Annotated in this window: 21 protein-coding genes; 14 read left to right on the plus strand and 7 right to left on the minus strand. The window is 72.6% G+C overall.

All coding sequences use genetic code 11. The features are described 5' to 3' along the window. Positions 1–183: 183 nt before the first annotated feature. The 7 genes from ACIBTU_RS29775 (at position 184) to ACIBTU_RS29805 (ending at position 5,472) form a co-directional block, all read left to right on the plus strand. Positions 184–1,032, plus strand: a complete 849-nt coding sequence (locus ACIBTU_RS29775; protein ID WP_399129629.1) for a helix-turn-helix domain-containing protein — start codon at positions 184–186, stop codon at positions 1,030–1,032. A 70-nt stretch (positions 1,033–1,102) separates the two neighbouring features. Beyond that, positions 1,103–2,563, plus strand: coding sequence for a 30S ribosomal protein S12 methylthiotransferase RimO (gene rimO / locus ACIBTU_RS29780; RefSeq protein WP_399129630.1), 1,461 nt, complete (start codon positions 1,103–1,105; stop codon positions 2,561–2,563). Next, positions 2,560–3,318 carry a CDP-diacylglycerol--glycerol-3-phosphate 3-phosphatidyltransferase gene (gene pgsA, locus ACIBTU_RS29785; RefSeq protein WP_399129631.1) on the plus strand — a complete coding sequence of 253 codons (759 nt, stop codon included), beginning with the start codon at positions 2,560–2,562 and terminating at the stop codon, positions 3,316–3,318. The genes rimO and pgsA overlap by 4 nt, the downstream gene beginning before the upstream one ends. Further along, positions 3,315–3,884 carry a CinA family protein gene (locus ACIBTU_RS29790; RefSeq protein ID WP_399129632.1) on the plus strand — a complete coding sequence of 190 codons (570 nt, stop codon included), beginning with the start codon at positions 3,315–3,317 and terminating at the stop codon, positions 3,882–3,884. The genes pgsA and ACIBTU_RS29790 overlap by 4 nt, the downstream gene beginning before the upstream one ends. Before the next feature lie 109 nt (positions 3,885–3,993). Continuing rightward, positions 3,994–4,374 (plus strand): helix-turn-helix domain-containing protein, encoded by a 381-nt coding sequence (locus ACIBTU_RS29795; protein ID WP_399129633.1) that lies wholly within the window; start codon positions 3,994–3,996, stop codon positions 4,372–4,374. Between the two features lie 240 nt (positions 4,375–4,614). After that, positions 4,615–5,088, plus strand: coding sequence for a Dps family protein (locus ACIBTU_RS29800; protein WP_399129635.1), 474 nt, complete (start codon positions 4,615–4,617; stop codon positions 5,086–5,088). Positions 5,089–5,124: 36 nt separating this feature from the next. Beyond that, a complete protein-coding gene (locus ACIBTU_RS29805) occupies positions 5,125–5,472 on the plus strand; it encodes a hypothetical protein (RefSeq protein WP_399129636.1) in 348 nt (115 codons plus the stop codon). On the opposite strand, the gene ACIBTU_RS29810 is transcribed toward ACIBTU_RS29805, so the two are convergent. The 3 genes from ACIBTU_RS29810 to ACIBTU_RS29820 form a co-directional block, all read right to left on the minus strand. Then, positions 5,420–6,196 (minus strand): SDR family NAD(P)-dependent oxidoreductase, encoded by a 777-nt coding sequence (locus tag ACIBTU_RS29810; protein WP_399129637.1) that lies wholly within the window; start codon positions 6,194–6,196, stop codon positions 5,420–5,422. The genes ACIBTU_RS29805 and ACIBTU_RS29810 overlap by 53 nt on opposite strands. Positions 6,197–6,335: 139 nt before the next feature. Beyond that, positions 6,336–7,142 carry an Fpg/Nei family DNA glycosylase gene (locus tag ACIBTU_RS29815; RefSeq protein ID WP_399129638.1) on the minus strand — a complete coding sequence of 269 codons (807 nt, stop codon included), beginning with the start codon at positions 7,140–7,142 and terminating at the stop codon, positions 6,336–6,338. A 46-nt stretch (positions 7,143–7,188) separates the two neighbouring features. Continuing rightward, positions 7,189–11,949, minus strand: coding sequence for an ATP-dependent helicase (locus tag ACIBTU_RS29820; RefSeq protein ID WP_399129639.1), 4,761 nt, complete (start codon positions 11,947–11,949; stop codon positions 7,189–7,191). Positions 11,950–12,030: 81 nt separating this feature from the next. Here ACIBTU_RS29820 and ACIBTU_RS29825 point away from each other — a divergent pair, with 81 nt between their 5' ends. From ACIBTU_RS29825 to ACIBTU_RS29835, 3 genes are read left to right on the plus strand one after another with little or no spacing between them, the layout of a single operon-like run. After that, entirely contained in the window at positions 12,031–12,888 is an 858-nt protein-coding gene (locus tag ACIBTU_RS29825; protein ID WP_399129640.1) for an AraC family ligand binding domain-containing protein, read from the plus strand. 59 nt (positions 12,889–12,947) lie between these two features. Next, positions 12,948–13,820, plus strand: coding sequence for an AzlC family ABC transporter permease (locus ACIBTU_RS29830; protein ID WP_399129813.1), 873 nt, complete (start codon positions 12,948–12,950; stop codon positions 13,818–13,820). Further along, positions 13,817–14,125, plus strand: coding sequence for an AzlD domain-containing protein (locus tag ACIBTU_RS29835; RefSeq protein ID WP_399129641.1), 309 nt, complete (start codon positions 13,817–13,819; stop codon positions 14,123–14,125). Before ACIBTU_RS29830 ends, ACIBTU_RS29835 begins: the two co-directional genes overlap by 4 nt. A gap of 135 nt (positions 14,126–14,260) precedes the next feature. Here ACIBTU_RS29835 and ACIBTU_RS29840 read toward each other — a convergent pair whose 3' ends face one another. Further along, the gene (locus ACIBTU_RS29840; RefSeq protein ID WP_399129642.1) at positions 14,261–15,229 is read right to left on the minus strand and encodes a hypothetical protein; all 969 of its coding nucleotides are present in this window, start codon (positions 15,227–15,229) and stop codon (positions 14,261–14,263) included. A 79-nt stretch (positions 15,230–15,308) separates the two neighbouring features. Between ACIBTU_RS29840 and ACIBTU_RS29845 the strand changes: the two genes are divergently transcribed. Continuing rightward, entirely contained in the window at positions 15,309–15,503 is a 195-nt protein-coding gene (locus ACIBTU_RS29845) for a DUF3046 domain-containing protein (RefSeq protein WP_399129643.1), read from the plus strand. 59 nt (positions 15,504–15,562) lie between these two features. Next, positions 15,563–16,783: an AI-2E family transporter gene (locus ACIBTU_RS29850; RefSeq protein ID WP_399129645.1), complete on the plus strand. Its 1,221-nt coding sequence runs from the start codon at positions 15,563–15,565 to the stop codon at positions 16,781–16,783. Here the strand turns inward: ACIBTU_RS29850 and ACIBTU_RS29855 are convergent. After that, positions 16,780–17,103 (minus strand): DUF6191 domain-containing protein, encoded by a 324-nt coding sequence (locus ACIBTU_RS29855; RefSeq protein WP_399129646.1) that lies wholly within the window; start codon positions 17,101–17,103, stop codon positions 16,780–16,782. The two genes, ACIBTU_RS29850 and ACIBTU_RS29855, sit on opposite strands and share 4 nt — an antisense overlap. A gap of 249 nt (positions 17,104–17,352) precedes the next feature. On the opposite strand from ACIBTU_RS29855, the gene recA reads away from it, so the two are divergent. Beyond that, positions 17,353–18,471 carry a recombinase RecA gene (gene recA / locus ACIBTU_RS29860; protein ID WP_399129647.1) on the plus strand — a complete coding sequence of 373 codons (1,119 nt, stop codon included), beginning with the start codon at positions 17,353–17,355 and terminating at the stop codon, positions 18,469–18,471. Positions 18,472–18,474: 3 nt separating this feature from the next. Beyond that, on the plus strand, positions 18,475–19,254 hold the full coding sequence (gene recX, locus ACIBTU_RS29865; RefSeq protein WP_399129649.1) for a recombination regulator RecX: 780 nt from the start codon (positions 18,475–18,477) through the stop codon (positions 19,252–19,254). A 92-nt stretch (positions 19,255–19,346) separates the two neighbouring features. Here the strand turns inward: recX and ACIBTU_RS29870 are convergent, their stop codons facing one another. Both ACIBTU_RS29870 and ACIBTU_RS29875 read right to left on the minus strand, forming a co-directional pair. Then, positions 19,347–19,766 carry a rhodanese-like domain-containing protein gene (locus tag ACIBTU_RS29870; protein WP_399129815.1) on the minus strand — a complete coding sequence of 140 codons (420 nt, stop codon included), beginning with the start codon at positions 19,764–19,766 and terminating at the stop codon, positions 19,347–19,349. A 59-nt stretch (positions 19,767–19,825) separates the two neighbouring features. Continuing rightward, entirely contained in the window at positions 19,826–20,371 is a 546-nt protein-coding gene (locus ACIBTU_RS29875) for a cysteine dioxygenase (protein ID WP_399129650.1), read from the minus strand. Between the last annotated feature and the right edge of the window lie 22 nt (positions 20,372–20,393).

Genomic DNA, 20,393 nt, shown 5'->3' on the forward strand with positions numbered 1-20,393 from the left:
ACCGTTTCCCTTTCGGGTGCGTCAAGTTGAGCGAGAGGGCGGCCCGCCGTCCCGCCGTCCCGCCGTCGGGTCACCGGGCCATACCGATGGCGTACAAAGTACGACCGCCCGGTTGCCCCACCCTTTCGTAACCCCCCTAGACTGAACCTCCAGCAGGTGGCTACACGCTCGAAAGGCGCCCCCGTGTCCATCGGCAACTCCCCTGAAGACGACCGTCCTTCGGAAGACCGCACCCCGCCCGTGGACGACGCCCGTCCCTCGATCGGACGCGTCCTCCAGCAGGCGCGCGTCGACGCCGGCCTGACCGTCGACGAGGTCAGCCAGTCGACCCGGGTGCGCATCCCGATCGTCCACGCCATCGAGCAGGACGACTTCTCCCGCTGCGGCGGCGACGTGTACGCGCGCGGACACATCCGCACGCTCGCCCGCGCCGTCGGCGTCGATCCCGAGCCGCTGCTCGCCCAGTACGGGGCCGAGCACGGCGGGCACGTCGCGCCCACCCCGGCCACGCCCCTCTTCGAGACCGAGCGCATCCGCTCCGAGCCGCGCCGGCCGAACTGGACGGCCGCCATGGTCGCCGCGATCGTCGCGGTGATCGCCTTCGTCGGCTACACGGTGGTCAACGGTGGCGACGACAGCGGCGACAGCCAGCAGGCGGCCGAGGGCTCCACGCCCGCGACCAGCAAGGCCCCGAAGCCGAGCCCGACGACGAAGAAGCCCGTCGACCCCAAGCCCGACCCCTCCGACAGCGCGATCGCGGCCGCCCCGGCGGACAAGGTCACCGTCAAGATCAGCGCGGCCGACGGCCGCAGCTGGATCTCGGCCAAGGACCACAACGGGCGGATCATGTTCGACGGCCTCCTCGAGCAGGGCCAGTCCAAGACCTTCCAGGACAGCCAGAAGGTCGACCTGGTCCTCGGCGACGCCGGAGCCATCCAGCTCTTCGTGAACGGAAAGCAGATCGAGGACGAGTTCCAGCCCGGCCAGGTGGAGCGCCTCACGTACACCAAGGGCGACCCCGAACAGGGCTGACCGAGGCCTCGACGATCTTCCGGCAACCTCCCGGCGAGGGCTGTCGGTGGAACGAAGTAGTCTTGAGCCCATGCCCGAACGCCGTACCGTCGCACTTGTCACCCTTGGCTGCGCCCGTAACGAGGTGGACTCGGAGGAGCTCGCAGGCCGCTTGGAGGCGGACGGCTGGGAGCTCGTCGAGGACGCCGAGTCGGCCGATGTCGCCGTCGTCAACACCTGTGGCTTCGTCGACGCCGCAAAGAAGGACTCCGTCGACGCCCTGCTGGAAGCCAATGACCTCAAGGGTCACGGCAGAACGCAGGCCGTCGTCGCCGTCGGCTGCATGGCCGAGCGGTACGGCAAGGAGCTCGCCGACGCCCTGCCCGAGGCCGACGGCGTGCTCGGCTTCGACGACTACGAGGACATCTCGGGTCGCCTGCAGACCATCCTGGCCGGCGGCAGCGTCGAGGCCCACGCCCCGCGCGACCGCCGCAAGCTGCTGCCGATCAGCCCCGCCGAGCGCCAGGAGGCCGGCTCCGGCGTCGCGCTGCCCGGGCACGCGCCCGTGGACCTGCCCGACGGCCTCGCGCCCGCCTCCGGGCCGCGCGCGCCCCTGCGCCGCCGCCTGGACGGAGCGCCCGTCGCCTCGGTGAAGCTGGCCTCCGGCTGCGACCGGCGCTGCTCCTTCTGCGCCATCCCCTCGTTCCGCGGCTCCTTCATCTCGCGCCGCCCCAGCGACGTGCTCAACGAGACGCGCTGGCTCGCCGAGCAGGGTGTGAAGGAGGTCATGCTGGTCTCCGAGAACAACACCTCGTACGGCAAGGACCTCGGTGACATCCGGCTCCTGGAGTCGCTGCTGCCCGAGCTCGCCGGTGTCGACGGGATCGAGCGCGTCCGGGTCAGCTACCTGCAGCCCGCCGAGATGCGGCCCGGCCTCATCGACGTGCTCACGGGCACCGACAAGGTTGTCCCGTACTTCGACCTCTCCTTCCAGCACTCCGCGCCCGGCGTGCTGCGCGCGATGCGCCGCTTCGGCGACACGGACCGCTTCCTCGAGCTCCTGGACACCATCCGGAGCAAGGCCCCGCAGGCCGGTGCCCGCTCGAACTTCATCGTGGGCTTCCCCGGCGAGACCGAGGCCGACCTCGCCGAGCTGGAGCGCTTCCTGAACAGCGCGCGGCTGGATGCCATCGGCGTCTTCGGATACTCCGACGAGGACGGCACCGAGGCCGCCACGTACGACAACAAGCTGGACGAGGACGTCGTCGCGGAGCGCCTCGCGCGCGTGTCGCGCCTCGCCGAGCAGCTGGTGTCGCAGCGCGCCGAGGAGCGCGTCGGCGAGACCGTGCACGTCCTGGTCGAATCCGTGGACGACGAGGACGGCGTCCTCGGCCGCGGAGCCCACCAGGCGCCCGAGACGGACGGGCAGGTGCGGCTCACGGGCGGCGCGGGTCTGACCGTCGGCCGTATCGTCGAGGCAAAGGTGGTCGGCACCGAGGGAGTGGACCTCGTCGCCGAGCCGCTCGACTGTACTGAGGAGGCGGGCAGATGACGGGAGTCCCGGCATCCGCCGCGGGCGGGACCGGCAGGCCGGCGCCCGGCGGCAAGCTGGGGGCTGCGGCCGTCAATCAGGCCAGCCTGTGGAACATCGCGAACATCCTCACCATGATCCGGCTGCTGCTCGTGCCCGGCTTCGTGGCGCTGCTGCTGGCCGACGGCGGGTACGACCCCGTCTGGCGGGCCTGGGCGTGGGCGGCCTTCGCCGTCGCCATGATCACCGATGTCTTCGACGGGCATCTGGCGCGCACGTACAACCTGGTCACCGACTTCGGGAAGATCGCCGACCCCATCGCCGACAAGGCGATCATGGGCGCGGCGCTGATCTGCCTGTCCTACCTGGGGGACCTGCCCTGGTGGGTGACCGGCGTCATCCTCGGCCGTGAGCTCGGGATCACGCTGCTGCGCTTCGTCGTGATCCGGTACGGGGTCATCCCGGCCAGTCGCGGCGGCAAGATGAAGACCCTCGCGCAGGGCACGGCCGTGGGCATGTACGTGCTCGCGCTGACCGGGCCGCTGGCCACGTTCCGGTTCTGGGTGATGGCGGTGGCCGTCGTCCTCACCGTCGTGACCGGGCTCGACTATGTGCGTCAGGCGGTCGTGCTGCGCCGGGCCGGACTGGCGGAGGCCGCGGAGGCCTCGGCCGCGTCGCAGGCCCAGGCCGCGTCGGAGGCGTCCGCCTCGGAGCCTGCTGCGGAGACGACCGCAGAGACGACTTCAGAGACGGCCTCGGGGGCGGCCGAGAAGTGACGCACGAGGCCGCCGAGGCGCTGCGACTGCTGCGGGAGCGGGGGGAGACCCTCGCCGTGGCCGAGTCGCTGACCGGTGGCCTCGTCGCCGCCGAGGTGGTGGCGGTGCCCGGCGCCTCGAAGGCGCTGCGCGGTTCCGTCACGGCGTACGCGACCGAACTCAAGCACCAGCTGCTCGGCGTCGACGCCGGGCTCCTCGCGGCGCACGGTCCGGTCCACCCCGATGTCGCGCTGCAGATGGCGGTCGGCGTACGGACCGCTCTCGGCGCCGACTGGGGCGTCGCCACGACCGGTGTCGCGGGCCCCGAGCCGCAGGACGGTCAGCCCGTGGGAACCGTCTATGTGGCCGCCGTCGGGCCCGGACGGAGTGCTTCCGAGGGTGAACAGAATTTCGCTGGTAGCCGCAAAGTGCTCGAGCTGCGGTTGAACGGCGACCGTACGGAAATCCGTAGGGAGAGTGTACGGAGCGTGCTGAGGTTGCTCGTGGAAGAGCTGGTCGGAGCACATTCGGGCGACGCCAGTGGGAATGCGCGGGCACAGGATACGGAACAGAACGGGGGGTTTTGATGTTTGCAGCCCTGAGTGAACACGACATCGCTCCCCGCACGGCCGCGGCACGAGGCGGTACGGTGGGGCGTGAAGGATGCGGCTACGCGGTCCGAGGAGGGAGCCACCGATGATTCTGCTCCGTCGCCTGCTGGGTGACGTGCTGCGTCGGCAGCGCCAGCGCCAGGGCCGTACTCTGCGCGAAGTCTCCTCGTCCGCCCGAGTCTCGCTCGGCTATCTCTCCGAGGTGGAGCGGGGGCAGAAGGAGGCATCCTCCGAGCTGCTCTCCGCTATCTGCGACGCGCTTGACGTACGGATGTCCGAGCTGATGCGCGAGGTGAGCGACGAGCTCGCCCTCGCCGAGCTGGCCGAGTCGGCGGCAGCGGTCCCGTCGGAGCCGGTGTCCGCACCGGTTCGTCCGAGGCTCAATTCCGTCTCCGTGGCCGGTGTCCCGCCGGAGCGGGTGACGATCAAGGCGCCTGCGGAGGCAGTGGACGTCGTCGCGGCATAGCGCCTGCGACCGGCATCAGATGTGCGCGAAACCCCGGCCGGGTGAATCCCGCCGGGGTTTTGTGTTGTCCGGTGCGGGGTGTCCGGTGATGGGCGTTCGGGGGTTGTCCGCTGTGGGGCGCTCGGGGTTGTCCCGTGGCGGTGCCCGGCGCCCGCTCTGCTGTGTCCGGATTGGTCTGAATGTGCCATCGTGGGGTGGAGTTGATCGCTCCGATCGTCCCGCTGTGGAGGTGGATCGTCCGTGTACGTCGTGAAGAGCCCGCTGTCCGACGCCGAACTCGAGACCGTGTCCGAGGCCCTGCAGGGCGCTCTGGTCGACCTCGTGGACCTCTCGCTGGTGGCGAAGCAGGTCCACTGGACCGTGGTCGGTCCGCGCTTCCGCTCCGTGCACCTGCAGCTCGACGAGGTCGTCGACACCGCGCGGCTGCACTCCGACACGGTCGCCGAACGCGCCTCGACGCTGGGCGTCCCGCCGGACGGGCGGGCCGCGACGGTGGCCGGGACGAGCGGGATCGGCGCGGTGCCCGCGGGCTGGATCAAGGACGTGGACGCGGTGGCCATCCTGGTGGACGCGCTGGCCGCCGTGATCACCCAGATGCGGGATCGGGTCGTGGCGACCGGGGAAGCGGACCCCGTCAGCCAGGACATCTTCATCGGGATCACCGCCGACCTCGAGAAGCATCACTGGATGTTCCAGGCCGAGAACGGCGGCTGAAGTCGCCGGACGGCCGGCGGGCGAGGTGGTGGTGCGGTGGTGCGGTCGGTGACGGTGGGCCGGCGGCGGTTGCTGCGCCTGATACCGGCCCTGGCGCTGGGCGCGCTGTGGTGGTGGGGGGTGCTGCGGCTGGCGTTCGCGCCGGACGCGGGGGCGTTCGAGGGGGCGGTCGCCGCCGGGGGCTGGGGGCTGAGTCTGCTGCCGGTGCACGCCCTGCCGAAGTCGCGGGCGGTGGGGGTCGTCGGGGCGCCGGGCCATCACGGCGCGCGGCGCGTGCGGGCCCGGGCGCTCGATGTCGGACGGGAGCTCGGCGGGGGACTGTGGGCGGGCGTCACCAGGGCATGGCGACGCCTCCGTTCGGGCGGAGGATCTGGCCCGTCGTGAACGAGGCGGCGTCCGAGGCGAGATGCAGCACCGCGTGGGCGATGTCCTCGGCCTCGCCGACACGGCCCAGCGGCGACATGCGCGCCATCACGGACTCGACGCGGGCCTGCTCGCTCTCGTCCTGCCGATTCGTCATGGGAGTGCGGATCCAGCCGGGGGCCACGGCGTTGACGCGGATTCCGTGCGGCCCGATCTCGGTGGCCAGGGTCTTCGTGAGCTGGACGACGGCCGCCTTGGCCGCTCCGTAACAGAGCAGTTCGGGTCCGCCGGTGTCGACCGCGCCGGAGGCCATCGTGACGATGCTGCCCCGGGTGCCCGCGGCGATCATCGCCCTGGCCGCTTCCTGGCAGGCGTACAGGACGCCCTTGAAGTTGACCGCGAGGACGCGGTCCAGGTCCTCGTCCTGGGTCTCCAGCACGGTGCTGCGGTGCATGATGCCGGCGACCGCGGCCATGATGTCGAGGCCGCCGGACGTGGCTACGGCCGTGGCCACCGCCTCGGCGACCTGGGCCCGATCGGTCACGTCCACCGTGTGGACGTGGGCCGTGCCGCCCTGTTCCTTGATGAGGGCCGCCGTCTCGTGCAGCCCCTGGGTGTCGCGGTCCGCGCCGTGCACGGTGGCACCGGCTTCGGCCAGGAGCGCCGCGGTGGCGCGCCCGATGCCGCCGGCGGCGCCGGTGACGAATGCGGTGCGTCCGGTGAGGTCGTACGCCTTGACCGACATGGGGGGACCGTACGAGCGAATCTGACGGGTCGTCAATTGGTGTGCGTGGATTGCTTGGTCAGTACATGGTCCGGTCAGGAGGTTGCCTGGTCGGCGGATTGCCAGGGCAAGAGGACTGCCCGGTCGGCTGATTGCCCGGTCAGGGGGAGGGTGACGGGCCCTTCTGGCAGGCCGGGCACCAGTAGGTGGGGCGGGCGCGGGTGCCGTCGCCCTGGTCCGCGACCCGGATCGGGGTGCGGCAGCGCAGGCACGGGCGCGGGGCGCGTCCGTACACGAAGAGGCGCTCGTCGGGGCGGCCGCGACCCGTGGTGACGCGGATCGGACGGTCCCGGTTGGCCTCGAGGAGCTTCTTCGCGAGTGGCGCGATGTGCTCGGCGGTGCCGGGCGGCAGCTCGCCGAGGGGGAGCCAGGGGGTGACCCGGAGCAGGAAGCAGAGCTCGGACTTGTAGATGTTGCCGATGCCCGCGAGGTTGCGCTGGTCCAGGAGGGCTTCGCCGAGCGGGCGGGCCGGGTCGGCGAGCAGCCGGGTCAGCGCCGTGTCCGGATCCCAGTCGGGGCCGAGCAGATCGGGGCCGAGATGGCCGACGGCCTTGGACTCCTCGGAGGTGCGCAGGAGTTCGAGCACGGGCAGCCGGTAGCCGACGGCCGTGCGCTCCGCCGTACCCAGGATCGCGCGGATCTGGTGTGCCGGGCCGCCGCGCCAGCGCTCGCCCGGCGCGTACACCTTCCAGGAGCCGTCCATCCGCAGATGCGAGTGGAGGGTCAGGCCGCCCTCGATCCGGGTCAGCAGATGCTTGCCGCGCGGGGTGACGTCCAGCACTGTGCGCCCGGTGAGGTCCGCCGTGGCGAACCGGGGGACGCGCAGGTCGGAGCGGGTCAGCACCTGGCCCGCGAGCGCGCTGTGCAGGCGCCGCGCGGCCTGTAGGACGGTGTCTCCTTCGGGCATGGGGTCAGCCTAGGTCCCGAGCGGTGATGGCCGACGCGGGCTGCGCCTAGGCGCGCAGGCGCAGTCCGCGGGGCGTCGCATGGAAACCGGCTCCTTCCAGGAGAGGGGCGTACGGGGAGGTCAGCGCCGCCGTGCCGTTGATCCGCTCGACCGTGATCGTGCCGAGCGCGCCGGAGAGGGCCGCGTCGGCCAGGGCCTGGGCGGCGGCGGGCAGTCTCGGGTCCGCGGCGACCCCGGCCGGGGTCGGATCGTCCGGCCCGTCGGCGGTCGGCCAGGCCAGCAAGGTCTTGCCGCCGCGCTCCATATAGACCGTCAGCTCGCCGTCGACGAGCACGACCAGGGAGCCCGCCTTGCGGCCCGGCTTGTGGCCCGCGCCGCTCGGGGGCTCGGGCCAGGGCAGGGCCGCCCCGTACGCGTTCGCCGGATCCGACGCGGCCAGGACGAGGGCGCGGGGCGCCGCGCTCTTCGGGGCCGGAGCGTCGACGGGCGCGTACGGGTCGGGCGGGGCCGCACCGCGTTCGCGCGCGTTCGCCGCCGCGCGCAGACGGTCCACCGCGCCGTCCATCGCGAACTGGGCGGCGCCGAGTCCTTCCACCACGTAGCCCCGCCGCGCCTGCCCGCTCTCCTCGAAGACGGACAGGATGCGGTACGTCGCCGAGAAGCCGCCCTCGACCCCCTCGGCGGCGACCGCGCCACGGGTGACCACGCCGTGCCGGTCGAGCAGGGTCCGGGCCAGCGCGTGCGCGCGCACGGTCGGGTCGGGCTCCTGGTCCGGCAGCACCGACCAGCGGCCGGCGACCGTGGGCGGGCCGGTGCGCGAGGCGGGCCGGGCCGCGCCGGTGAGGCTTCCGTAGCGGCCGCGCGGGACGGCCCGGCGCGCGCGGTGCGCCGTGGACCCGGCGGTGCGGCCCGAGCCGAGCAGGGCGCGCATCGGGGCCAGCGTGTCGTTCGTCAGCCGCCCGGACCAGGCCAGCTCCCAGATGGTGTCCGCCAGTTGGGGATCGGTCGCCTCGGGGTGGGTCGTGGCCCGGACCTGGTCGGCGATCTGACGGAAGAACAGGCCGTAGCCGCCGGACAGGGTGTCCAGGACCGCGCGGTGGAGCGGTGACTGCTCCAAGGGGTGCGGGGGCGGCAGGAGCAGGGGCGCGGTGTCGGCCAGGTAGAGACTCACCCAGCCGTCCTTGCCGGGCAGGGAACCGGCCCCGGCCCACACCACCTCGCCGGTCGCGGTCAGCTCGTCCAGCATCGCCGGGGCGTAGCCGCTCACGCGGGACGGCAGGACGAGCTTCTCCAGGGCCGAGGCCGGCACGGAGGCGCCTTGCAGCTGCTCGATCGCCCGCACCAGGCCGTCGATGCCGCGCAGGCCGTGCCCGCCGACGTGCTGCCACTGGGGCAGGAACTGGGCCAGCGCGGCGGGCGGCACCGGCTCCAGCTCGTGCCGCAGCGCGGCCAGCGACCGGCGTCGCAGCCTGCGCAGGACCGCCGCGTCGCACCACTCCTGGCCGATCCCCGCCGGATGGAACTCGCCCTGCACGACCCGGCCGGCCGCGGCCAGCCGCTGCAGCGCGCCCTCGGTGACCGCGGTGCCCAGTCCGAAGCGCGCGGCGGCCTGCGTCGAGGTGAACGGGCCGTGCGTACGGGCGTAGCGCGCCAGGAGGTCGCCCAGCGGGTCCTTGACAGGCTCGGTGAAGGCCTCGGGGACACCGACCGGGAGCGCGGTGCCGAGCGCGTCCCGCAGACGTCCCGCGTCCTCGATGGCCGCCCAGTGGTCCGTTCCCGCGACGCGGACGCGGATCGCGCGGCGGGCGCCCGCGAGCTCCTCGGCCCAGCCGGGCTCCGCGCCGCGCTCCGCCAGCTCGGCGTCCGTGAGCGGCCCGAGCATGCGCAGCCGGTCGGCGACACCCTCGGCGTCCTTGATCCGGCGGTCCTCGGTGCGCCACTGGAGCTCCTGCTCCAACTCCGCGAGGACGTCCGCGTCGAGCAGCTCGCGCAGCTCCGCCTGTCCGAGCAGCTCGGCCAGCAGCCGGGAGTCCAGGGACAGGGCGGCCGCGCGGCGCTCGGCGAGCGGTGAGTCGCCTTCGTAGAGGAACTGCGCCACGTAGCCGAACAGCAGGGAGCGGGCGAAGGGGGACGGCTCGGGAGTGGTGACCTCCACGAGCCGCACCTTGCGCGACTCGATGTCGCCCATCAGCTCCGCGAGGCCCGGTACGTCGAAGACGTCCTGGAGGCACTCCCGAACGGCTTCCAGGACGATCGGGAAGGAGCCGAACTCGCTCGCCACCTCGAGCAGTTGCGCGGCGCGCTGGCGCTGCTGCCACAGTGGCGTGCGCTTGCCGGGATTGCGCTTCGGGAGCAGCAGCGCGCGGGCGGCGCACTCGCGGAAGCGGGAGGCGAACAGGGCGGAGCCGCCGACCTGATCGGTGACGATCTGGTCCACGTCCCCCTTGTCGAAGGCGACGTCCGCCGCACCGATGGGGGCCTGGTCGGCGTCGTACTCCAGGCCCGGCTTGGAGGGCTCCTGGTCGAGCAGGTCCAGGCCCATCAGGTCGGCGTCGGGCAGCCGCAGCACGATCCCGTCGTCCGCGTGCATGACCTGCGCGTCCATGCCGTACTTCTCGCCGAGCCGGGCGCCGAGGGCGAGCGCCCAGGGAGCGTGCACCTGGGCGCCGAAAGGGGAGTGGACGACGACCCGCCAGTCGCCCAGCTCGTCGCGGAAGCGCTCCACCACGATGGTGCGGTCGTCCGGGACGTGCCCGCACGCCTCGCGCTGCTCCGCCAGGTAGGAGAGCACGTTGTCCGCGGCCCAGGTGTCCAGGCCGGCCGCGGTGAGCCGGCCGCGCGCGTCCTCGGGCGCCAGCGAGCCGACCTCGCGCAGGAACGCGCCCACCGCGCGTCCCAGTTCGAGCGGGCGGCCCAGCTGGTCGCCCTTCCAGAACGGCAGGCGGCCGGGGACACCGGGCGCGGGGGAGACCAGGACACGGTCGCGCGTGATGTCCTCGATGCGCCAGGAGCTGGTGCCCAGCGTGAACACGTCCCCGATCCGGGACTCGTAGACCATCTCCTCGTCGAGCTCGCCGACGCGGCCGCCGCCCTTCTTCGGGTCGGCTCCCGCGAGGAAGACGCCGAACAGGCCGCGGTCCGGGATCGTGCCGCCCGAGGTGACGGCGAGCCGCTGGGCGCCGGGGCGGCCCGTGACCGTACCGGCCACGCGGTCCCACACCACGCGCGGGCGCAGCTCGGCGAACGCGTCGGAGGGATAGCGCCCCGCCAGCATGTCGAGCACGCCCGTGAACGCCGACTCCGGGAGCGAGGCGAACGGGGCGGCGCGGCGCACCAGGGCGAGCAGATCGTCGACCTGCCAGGTGTCCAGGGCGGTGATCGCCACCAGCTGCTGGGCCAGCACGTCCAGCGGGTTCGCCGGGACGCGCAGGGACTCGATGGCGCCCGTGCGCATGCGCTCCGTCACCACCGCCGACTGCACCAGGTCCCCCCGGTACTTCGGGAACACGACACCGGTGGAGACCGCGCCCACCTGGTGTCCCGCGCGGCCCACCCGCTGAAGCCCGGACGCCACCGAGGGCGGCGACTCCACCTGCACGACCAGGTCGACCGCGCCCATGTCGATGCCCAGCTCCAGGCTCGACGTGGCGACGACCGCGGGCAGCCGCCCCGCCTTCAGGTCCTCCTCGACCAGCGCGCGCTGCTCCTTGGACACCGAGCCGTGATGCGCGCGGGCGATGACGGTGGGGGCGCCCGCCGCGGCGCCCGAGCCGCCCATGAGTTCGGCCGGGGCGTGGTCCTCGGGGAGTGCCTCCCCTGTGGTGCGCTCGTACGCGATCTCGTTCAGCCTGTTGCACAAGCGCTCCGCCAGGCGGCGGGAGTTGGCGAAGACGATCGTCGAACGATGGGCCTCGATGAGATCCGCGATGCGCTCCTCCACATGCGGCCAGATCGAGGGGCGCTCCGCGCTCTGCTCCCCGTCGGCGACCGGCGAGCCGCCCAGCTCGGCGAGGTCCTCCACCGGCACGACCACCGACAGGTCGAACTCCTTGCCGGACGGCGGCTGGACGATCTCCACCTTGCGCTGCGGCGACAGATAGCGGGCCACCTCGTCGACCGGGCGGACCGTCGCCGACAGGCCGATGCGGCGGGCCGGACGCGGAAGCAGCTCGTCGAGGCGCTCCAGGGAGAGCGCCAGGTGGGCGCCGCGCTTGGTGCCCGCCACCGCGTGCACCTCGTCCAGGATCACCGTCTCGATGCCCGTCAGCGCGTCCCGCGTCGCCGAGGTCAGCATCAGGAACAGCGACTCGGGGGTGGTGATCAGGATGTCCGGCGGGCGCGTGGCCAGCGCCCTGCGCTCCGCCTGCGGGGTGTCGCCGGAGCGGATGCCGACCTTCACCTCCGGCTTGGGCAGGCCCAGGCGCACGGCCTCCTGCCGGATGCCGGTCAGCGGACTGCGCAGATTGCGCTCGACGTCGACCGCGAGAGCCTTCAGCGGCGACACGTACAGGACCCGGCAGCGCTTCTTCGGGTCGGCCGGCGCGGGCGTGGACGCCAGCTGGTCCAGCGCGGCGAGGAACGCGGCCAGCGTCTTGCCGGAACCGGTCGGCGCGACGACCAGCACGTCCGAACCCGCGCCGATCGCCCGCCATGCCCCGGCCTGCGCGGACGTGGGCGCGGAGAAGGCCCCCGTGAACCAGCCGCGGGTCGCGGGGGAGAAGCCGTCGAGCGCCGCGTGGGTCCCACGGGCGTCGAGGGCGCTGTGAGCGTCGCCCGTGTCCCGGGCTCCGTCGCTGGACCTGACCATGCCCCCCATCCTGCACCCCGCCACTGACATCAGCCGTGACCTGCGGAAACGGTGAACTCACGGCGCGTGACATGACGCAGAATGGAGGCCATGGCGGGACAGGGCGAATGGGCACGGCACTGGCAGTACGAACGACTGCCCGGGCTCGACCTGCTGCGCGCCCGCTACGTCCGGCACACCTTCCCGCGCCACAGCCACGACGGCTTCGTCTTCGGCGCGGTCACGCAGGGCGTCGAAGCGGTCGGCATACCCGGCGAGACGCTCCACGCGGGCCCCGGCAGCGTCGTCATGATCAACCCCGAGGTGGCGCACACCGCGAAGGCGGGCGGGCCCGACGGGTGGGCGTACTTCACGCTGTACCCGTCGGCCGAGCTCGTCGCGGAGGTCGCCGCCGAGACCACCACCGTCCGAGGCAGCGCCGCTTTCGCGGAGCCCATCGTCACCGACCCGTACGCGGCACGGCTGATCCGTGAGGTGCACCGCGCGGCGGAACAGGGGAACGCGCTGGCCGCCGACGGCCTGCTCCGGGTCGTGCTCGCCCGGATGCTCCGCGACCACGGCACCACGCGCGCGGTCCGGCCGCGCCGCTCCGCCGGGACCGTCGCCGCGGCCCGCGCGCGAGAGCTCCTGGAGGACCGGATGGCCGACCCGCCCTCCCTCGACGCCCTCGCGGCCGAGCTGGGCACCAGCTCCTTCGCCCTCCTGCGGGCGTTCCGCGACGCCTACGGGATGCCGCCGCACGCCTGGCTCACCGACGCGCGCGTGCGCCGCGCACGCGGCCTCCTGGAGGCGGGCACACCGCCGGCCGACGTCGCCGCGACCGTGGGCTTCACCGATCAGCCCCATCTGAACCGGCACTTCACCCGCATCGTCGGGGTGCCGCCGGGCGCCTACCAGAAAGAGCGCACCAGGGAGCGCAAGAACGTACAAGACCGGTGACCTCCTCCTCTCGTAGCGTCCACGACGTGGCAGAACAGGACCTGGCTGAACAACAGTCGATCGAGCAGCAGTCGACATCGACAGACATACCTGCGGAGGGAGGTGGCGGGGCCGGCAAGCCCGATGCAGCCGTCGTCCGGGACGCGCTCGGCGTCGGCGTGGCCGTCGGACTCTCTGGCTTCGCCTTCGGGGTGACCTCGGCGGGCAGCGGCCTCACCGTGCTCCAGACGTGCGTGCTCAGCCTCCTGGTCTTCACCGGGGCCTCGCAGTTCGCGCTCGTCGGGGCGCTGGCGGGCGGCGGCAACCCGTTCACAGCGGCGGCCGGCGCCTTCTTCCTCGGCGTGCGCAACGCGTTCTACGGGCTGCGGCTCTCGCAACTGCTCGCTCTGCCGCGCGCGGTGCGCCCGTTCGCCGCGCACTGGGTGATCGACGAGACGGCCGCCGTCTCCCTCGCGCAGCCGACCCGGCGCAGCGCCCGTATCGGCTTCACCGTGACCGGCCTGACCCTGTACGTGCTGTGGAACCTGACCACCCTGCTGGGCGCCCTCGGCGCGGAGGCTCTGGGCGACACCGACGCCTGGGGGATCGACGCCGCGGGACCGGCGGTGTTCCTCGCCCTGCTCGCGCCCATGCTGAAGAGCACCACGGAGCGTGCCGTCGCGGGCATCGCCGTCGTCCTGGGCCTGGGCCTGCTGCCCGTGCTGCCCGCGGGCGTGCCCGTGCTCGTCGCCGCACTGGCCGCACCGGCCGTGCTCTGGGCCGAGGGACGCAGGCGCGGTGCCCCTCGCGCGGCACAAGAAGAGCGACCGCCGGAAGAAGCAGGCGCCGCACAAGAAGGCTCCGCACAAGAAGGCGCGGCGCAAGACGGCGCGACAAGAGAAGGACACGCGGCACAAGAAGGGCGCGCGTCGCAAGGAGGAGACGACCGATGAACTTCTGGATGGCCATCGGAGTCACCGCGGTCGGCTGCTACGCGGTCAAGCTCATCGGCCTGCTCGTGCCCGCCGGCGCGCTGGAACGCCCCGTGGTGCAGCGACTCTCCGCGCTGCTGCCGGTCGCCCTCCTGGCGGCGCTCACGGCCCAGCAGACCTTCGCTGACGGCCGCGTCCTGGTGCTCGACGCCAAGGCCGCCGGAGTCGCGGCGGCAGCCGTCGCCCTGGTGCTGCGAGCCCCGTTCCTCGTGGTGGTCGGGGCCGCCGTGGTGGTCACGGCGGGAGTGCGCGCGCTGACCGGATGACGGCCCCGCACGGGGCGCCTCGGTCTGGTGACGCGTCCCAGCGCCCCACGGAGTGCATCGGAAGGCGCGCACGAGGCGGACGGCGCAGCTGACCCGGAGGTGAGGACAGGGCAGGCCGGTCGGTTCGGACGCCTCCTACAAGGGGCGACCGTAGGCGCGCAGGGTGCGCAGCGCCTCGACGGTCACCAAGGGGCGCGCCTCCAGGACGACCGCGGGGGACCAATGGCGCCAGTTGACCGGCCAGCCGCCGTCCTCCTGCTGCTCGCTCTCCAGATGGTCCAGCGAACGCGCCATCTCCTCGTCGGTGAACCAGGCGCACGCCAGCGACTCCGGCGCCTTCGCGTAGTCGTGCGGGAAATGGTGCTCACCCGGGGCGTAGCCCGGCGCCACCTCGTAGGTGTCGCGGCGCGCGGGGTCCAGCACCGCGAGATGCTGCTCTCGCACCAGGCGTCCGAGCCGGTCGGCGGCGGCGCGCGCACGTGGGCGGTCCGGCACACCGTCGAGGAAGGCAACCGCTGCCTCGATCTCGTACGGATGTGACGTCTTCAGGGCGTCGACGGCGGCCCAGCAGAACTCCGTGGCCCGGAAGAGCCAGGCGTGCCACACCTCGTTGCGGTGCAGCAGGCCGACGACGGGGCCGGTGGCGAGCAGCTCGCTCGGCGGGTCGTCGACCACGGGCACGAACGGGGCATGGGGGTAGCCGCGCTGGCTGGGAAGCACCGCCGGAAGGGCTCCTTCCGGCGTGGAGACGGCGGTGAGATAGCGGCACACGTGATCCGCCCGCCGACCCGAGCAGCGCCCGATCGTGTCCAGGACGCGGAGCGCGTGCCCGGTGTGCAGGGGCTGGCTCACCGGACCGCGCAGATCGGGTTCGAGCGCGTGTCCGTAGCCGTCGTCCTCGGTGCCGTAGGCGTTCAGGGCGGTCTCGACGGCGTCGGCGGCGGCGTCGGACTCGCCCGCGAGGAAGTGATAGGCGAAGCGGCGCTGCTCCAGGACGCGCGCGGTCGACCAGATGAACGCCTCGGCACGCGCGAGCCGCGACGCCGGGGGCGAGGAAGGTGAGGAGGGCGATGAGGGGCGTGGGGATGCTCCGGTTCCGGCCATGTTCCGACCGTAGGGCGCACAGCCCGTACGACAAGTGCCCCGGGCCCGGCTGCACTCTCAAGGGCGGGATACTGGGGTCATGCGGTTGACGGTCTTCTGGCAGCTAATGGCGGATCACTTCGGATCCGGGTACGCCGACACGTTCGCGCGCGACCACGTGATGGCGGGGCTCGGCGGGCGCACGGTCCACCAGGCGCTCGACTCCGGGTGGGAGGCGAAGGACGTCTGGCGCGTGGTGTGCTCCACGATGAACGTGCCGGCGGAGAAGCGCTGACCGGGGTGACGGATCGGGGGCGGTCACCGGCAGTCGCCGGCGTGGGCGAGACTGGCACGGTGGCAGCGACAGACGAGACCCTCCAGACGGCCGACGCCGCACAGCACGGCACGACGCCCCCCGCGGCGCCTCCCGGCCCGGCGGCGCCGCGCGCGGGCATGCCGCGCTGGCTGCCGCGTGCCATGGTGCTCGCCCTCACCCTCGTCGCCTGTTTCCAGCTGGGCAGTTGGGCCTTCCACCAGGTCACCGGGCTGCTGATCAACGTACTGATCGCGTTCTTCCTCGCGCTCGCCGTGGAGCCCGCCGTGAGCTGGATGGCGGGGCGCGGAATGCGTCGCGGCCTCGCCACGGCCACCGTCTTCCTCGGCGTGATGATCGCGGGAGCCGGCTTCATCGTGCTGCTCGGCTCGATGCTCGCGGGCCAGATCGTGGACATGGTCGAGGACTTCCCGAAGTACCTCGACCAGGTCATCAACTGGATCAACCAGACGTTCCACACGGACCTCAACAGGGTCGAGGTCCAGGACAGCCTGCTCCACTCCGACTGGCTGCAGAAGTACGTCCAGAACAGCGCGACCGGCGTCCTGGACGTCTCCACACAGGTGCTCGGCGGGCTGTTCCAGCTGCTGACGATCCTGCTGTTCTCGTTCTACTTCGCCGCCGACGGGCCTCGGCTGCGGCGTGCGCTGTGCTCGGTGCTGCCGCCGGCCAAGCAGGCCGAGGTGCTGCGCGCCTGGGAGATCGCCGTCGACAAGACGGGCGGCTACCTGTACTCGCGCGGGCTGATGGCGCTGATCTCCGGGGTCGCGCACTACATCCTGCTCGCGCTGCTCGACGTGCCGTACGCGCCCGTGCTCGGCATGTGGGTCGGACTCGTCTCGCAGTTCATCCCGACGATCGGCACGTACCTGGCGGGCGCGCTGCCGATGCTGATCGCCTTCACCGTCGACCCCTGGTACGCGCTGTGGGTGCTGGGCTTCGTCGTGGTCTACCAGCAGTTCGAGAACTATGTGCTGCAGCCGAAGCTGACCGCGAAGACGGTCGACATCCACCCCGCCGTCGCCTTCGGATCGGTCATCGCGGGCACGGCGCTGCTCGGCGCCGTCGGCGCGCTGATCGCGATCCCGGCGGTGGCGACGCTGCAGGCGTTCCTCGGCGCGTACGTGAAGCGGTACGACGTCACCGACGACCCCCGGGTGCACGGCCACCGCAGACGGACCGGGGAGTCGCTCGTGGCCCGTGTCCGGCGTGCGGTGCAGGGGCAGGAGCGGGCCGACTAGTCCCGGTCCGGGCGTGGCACGCGGACGACCGCGGTGCCCCCGGCCAGATCCACCGTCGTCCTGTTCGGCGGCGCTCCGTCGTCCTCGCCGTCGGGCAGGACCAGAGCGGACTGCCGCTCCTTCAGCTCGTTCTGCTTGCCCGGCGACAGGCTCGCGTGCAGCTGCTCGAACCCCGTCGCCGATATCTGCCCCTGGCGTGCGCCGTTCCGCCACGGCAGCATGCCCGCCCGGCCCGCGCGCAGCAGCAGCTGGTCGGTGAAGGCGATCACCGTCAGGAGGATCACGAGCCCGGGCAGGGTCATGAAGAAGACGAGTTCCATGGCCCCAGTATCGGGAGCGGATCGGTCGCCGGTGCCCCGCGTGGTGCGCTTGACACCAAAATCGAACATCCATTCTTATTGAGTGTCCAAGGGCACACTGCCCAGGATTCCCAAGGGATCCGGGCAGTGCTGGCCCGGCGAGGAGCCTCGAGTTATCCACAGGCGGACGGGCGTCGAGGCCGATTGTCAGTGGCAGGCGTTAGCGTCTTTGACGTGAAGCGATCGACACAAGCAAACCGGGTGGAACCCATGGCAGGAACCGACCGCGAGAAGGCGCTCGACGCCGCGCTCGCACAGATTGAACGGCAATTCGGCAAGGGCGCAGTGATGCGCATGGGCGAGCGGCCGAACGAGCCCATCGAGGTCATCCCCACCGGGTCGACCGCGCTCGACGTGGCCCTCGGCGTCGGCGGCCTGCCGCGCGGCCGTGTGGTGGAGGTCTACGGCCCGGAGTCCTCCGGTAAGACGACCCTGACCCTGCACGCCGTCGCCAACGCCCAGCGGGCCGGCGGCGCGGTGGCCTTCGTGGACGCCGAGCACGCTCTCGACCCCGAGTACGCGAAGAAGCTCGGCGTCGACATCGACAACCTGATCCTGTCCCAGCCGGACAACGGTGAGCAGGCTCTCGAGATCGTCGACATGCTGGTCCGCTCCGGCGCCCTCGACCTCATCGTCATCGACTCCGTCGCCGCGCTCGTGCCGCGCGCGGAGATCGAGGGCGAGATGGGCGACTCGCACGTGGGTCTGCAGGCCCGTCTGATGTCCCAGGCCCTGCGAAAGATCACCAGCGCGCTCAACCAGTCCAAGACCACCGCGATCTTCATCAACCAGCTGCGCGAGAAGATCGGCGTGATGTTCGGCTCGCCGGAGACCACGACCGGTGGCCGCGCCCTGAAGTTCTACGCCTCCGTGCGCCTCGACATCCGTCGCATCGAGACCCTCAAGGACGGCACGGACGCGGTCGGCAACCGCACCCGCGTCAAGGTCGTCAAGAACAAGGTCGCGCCCCCCTTCAAGCAGGCCGAGTTCGACATCCTCTACGGCCAGGGCATCTCCCGCGAGGGCGGCCTGATCGACATGGGCGTGGAGCACGGCTTCGTCCGCAAGGCCGGCGCCTGGTACACGTACGAGGGCGACCAGCTCGGCCAGGGCAAGGAGAACGCGCGCAACTTCCTGAAGGACAACCCCGACCTGGCCAACGAGATCGAGAAGAAGATCAAGGAGAAGCTCGGCGTCGGTGTCCGTCCGCAGGAGCCGGGCAGCGAGCCGGGCACGGACGCGGCAGCCGCCGCACCCGCCGACGACGCGGCCAAGTCGGTCCCCGCGCCCAAGGCGGGCAAGCCCAAGGCCGCGGCGGCCAAGAGCTAGTCCGTGACACGACGCACCGACTGGGCCGAGTACGACGCCCGCCCCGCCGTCCCCGAGGACCGGGGGCACGGCGGCGCCGGGCAGGGCGACGCCGCGCCCGGGGACACGGGGTTCGACGTCGCACCGGGGGACGGCGCGGTGGACGGACCGCGCCGTGGTGGACGTGCGCGCGCCGCAAGCGGGTCGCGCGGGCGGCGGCGCCGGGGCGGATTCGGGGATCCGCCCGGTGCCGCGCAGGACGACGGCCCCCCTGACCCGTCGAGGGCCGGGCGAGGGGAGCCGTCAGGGGACCCGGCGGAGCGGGCGCGGAACATCTGTCTGCGCCTGCTCACCGGGACCCCGCGCACGCGCAAGCAGCTCGCGGACGCGCTGCGCAAGCGGGAGATCCCGGACGAGGTGGCGGAGGAGGTGCTGTCCCGGTTCGAGGAGGTCGGACTGATCAACGACACTGCCTTCGCGGACGCCTGGGTGGAGTCCAGACATCATGGCCGCGGCCTGGCGCGCCGAGCCCTCGCGAGGGAACTGCGCACCAAGGGCGTGGACTCCGCCGTGATCGACGAGGCCGTGGGGCAGCTGGACTCGGAGCAGGAGGAGGACACCGCCCGCGAGCTCGTCGCCCGCAAGCTCCGCTCCACCCGGGGCCTCGACCGGGACAAGCGGCTGCGCCGTCTCGCCGGCATGCTCGCGCGCAAGGGCTACCCGGAGGGCATGGCGCTCCGCGTGGTCAGACAGGCCTTGGAGGAAGAGGGGGAGGACACGGAGGACCTGGGTTTCCCGGACTGAGCCCGAGCCGTCTCCTCCTGCGCCCTGCCCTCCCGGGCCCTCCCCGGCAGCACCGTCAGGCCTCCGACTCCTGCCGCTTCAGTCTCCAGCCCTCAGACCTCCGGCCCCGTCACCGGCAGCCCCTCCGACCGCCACGCCTGGAAGCCGCCCACGAGGTCCGTGGCCCGGTGCAGGCCCAGTTGGCGCAGGGACGCGGCCGCGAGGCTGGAGGCGTAGCCCTCGTTGCAGACGACCACGACGCGGAGGTCGTGGCCGGTCGCCTCGGGGGAGCGGTGGCTGCCCCAGGGGTCGAGTCGCCACTCCAGCTCGTTGCGCTCCACGACGAGGGCGCCGGGGATCAGACCGTCGCGCTCGCGCAGCGCCGCGTAGCGGATGTCGACCAGCAGCGCTTCGCCGCCGGCCGCGAGTGCGAAGGCCTCGCGCGCTTCGACCCGGTCGAGCCCGGACCGTACGCGCTCGAGCAGGTCGTCGATGCCGACGGGGGCCGGTACGGAGTCCGGGGCGGGAATCAGGTCGGGAACCAGGTCGGGAGTCGGGTCGGCATTTGGCGGGTCGGGGTTCGGGGGTGTGGTCACTGCCAGTCCTCCGGGCGTTCGACCGCTTCGAGGCGCAGGACCTGGCCCGTACGGCTGTACCGGCGGATCCGCGGCAGCGGCGGATAGTAGGCGTGGACCGAGACGGCGTGCTCGGTGGGGGACTGGTTGAGGACCTCGTGCACGTGGTGGACGCCGAAGGCGCGCCCCGAGCCGGGGCCCAACGCGCGTTCCCTGTCGACGTCCTCGGACAGTTCCAGGGTCTTCCAGCCGTCCGTGGGCAGACGCGCGGCCAGGGAGTTCTCGGTGAGTTCGCCGGACGCGGTGAGGAACGCGCCGACCGAGTCCGCGTGGTCGTGCCAGCCGGTGCCGGTGCCCGGCGGCCAGCCGATGAGCCAGGCCTCGCTGCCGCCCGGCCCGTCCAGCCGCACCCAGGTACGGCCCTCCGGATCGAGCGGCAGCGAGGCCACGAGGTCACGGTCCGCGGCGGTGCGGCGGACGAAGTCGAGCAGGTCGGCCTGGGTGGGCGCCGCGTCGGGCGCGGCCGGGGCCGAAGGCGTGCGGGAGGGCGTGGGCAGTGACACAACTACCGTCCTGGAGTTCGCG

Origin of the sequence: Streptomyces sp. NPDC050145 (genome assembly GCF_044460245.1) — a bacterium.
Lineage (GTDB): Bacteria > Actinomycetota > Actinomycetes > Streptomycetales > Streptomycetaceae > Streptomyces.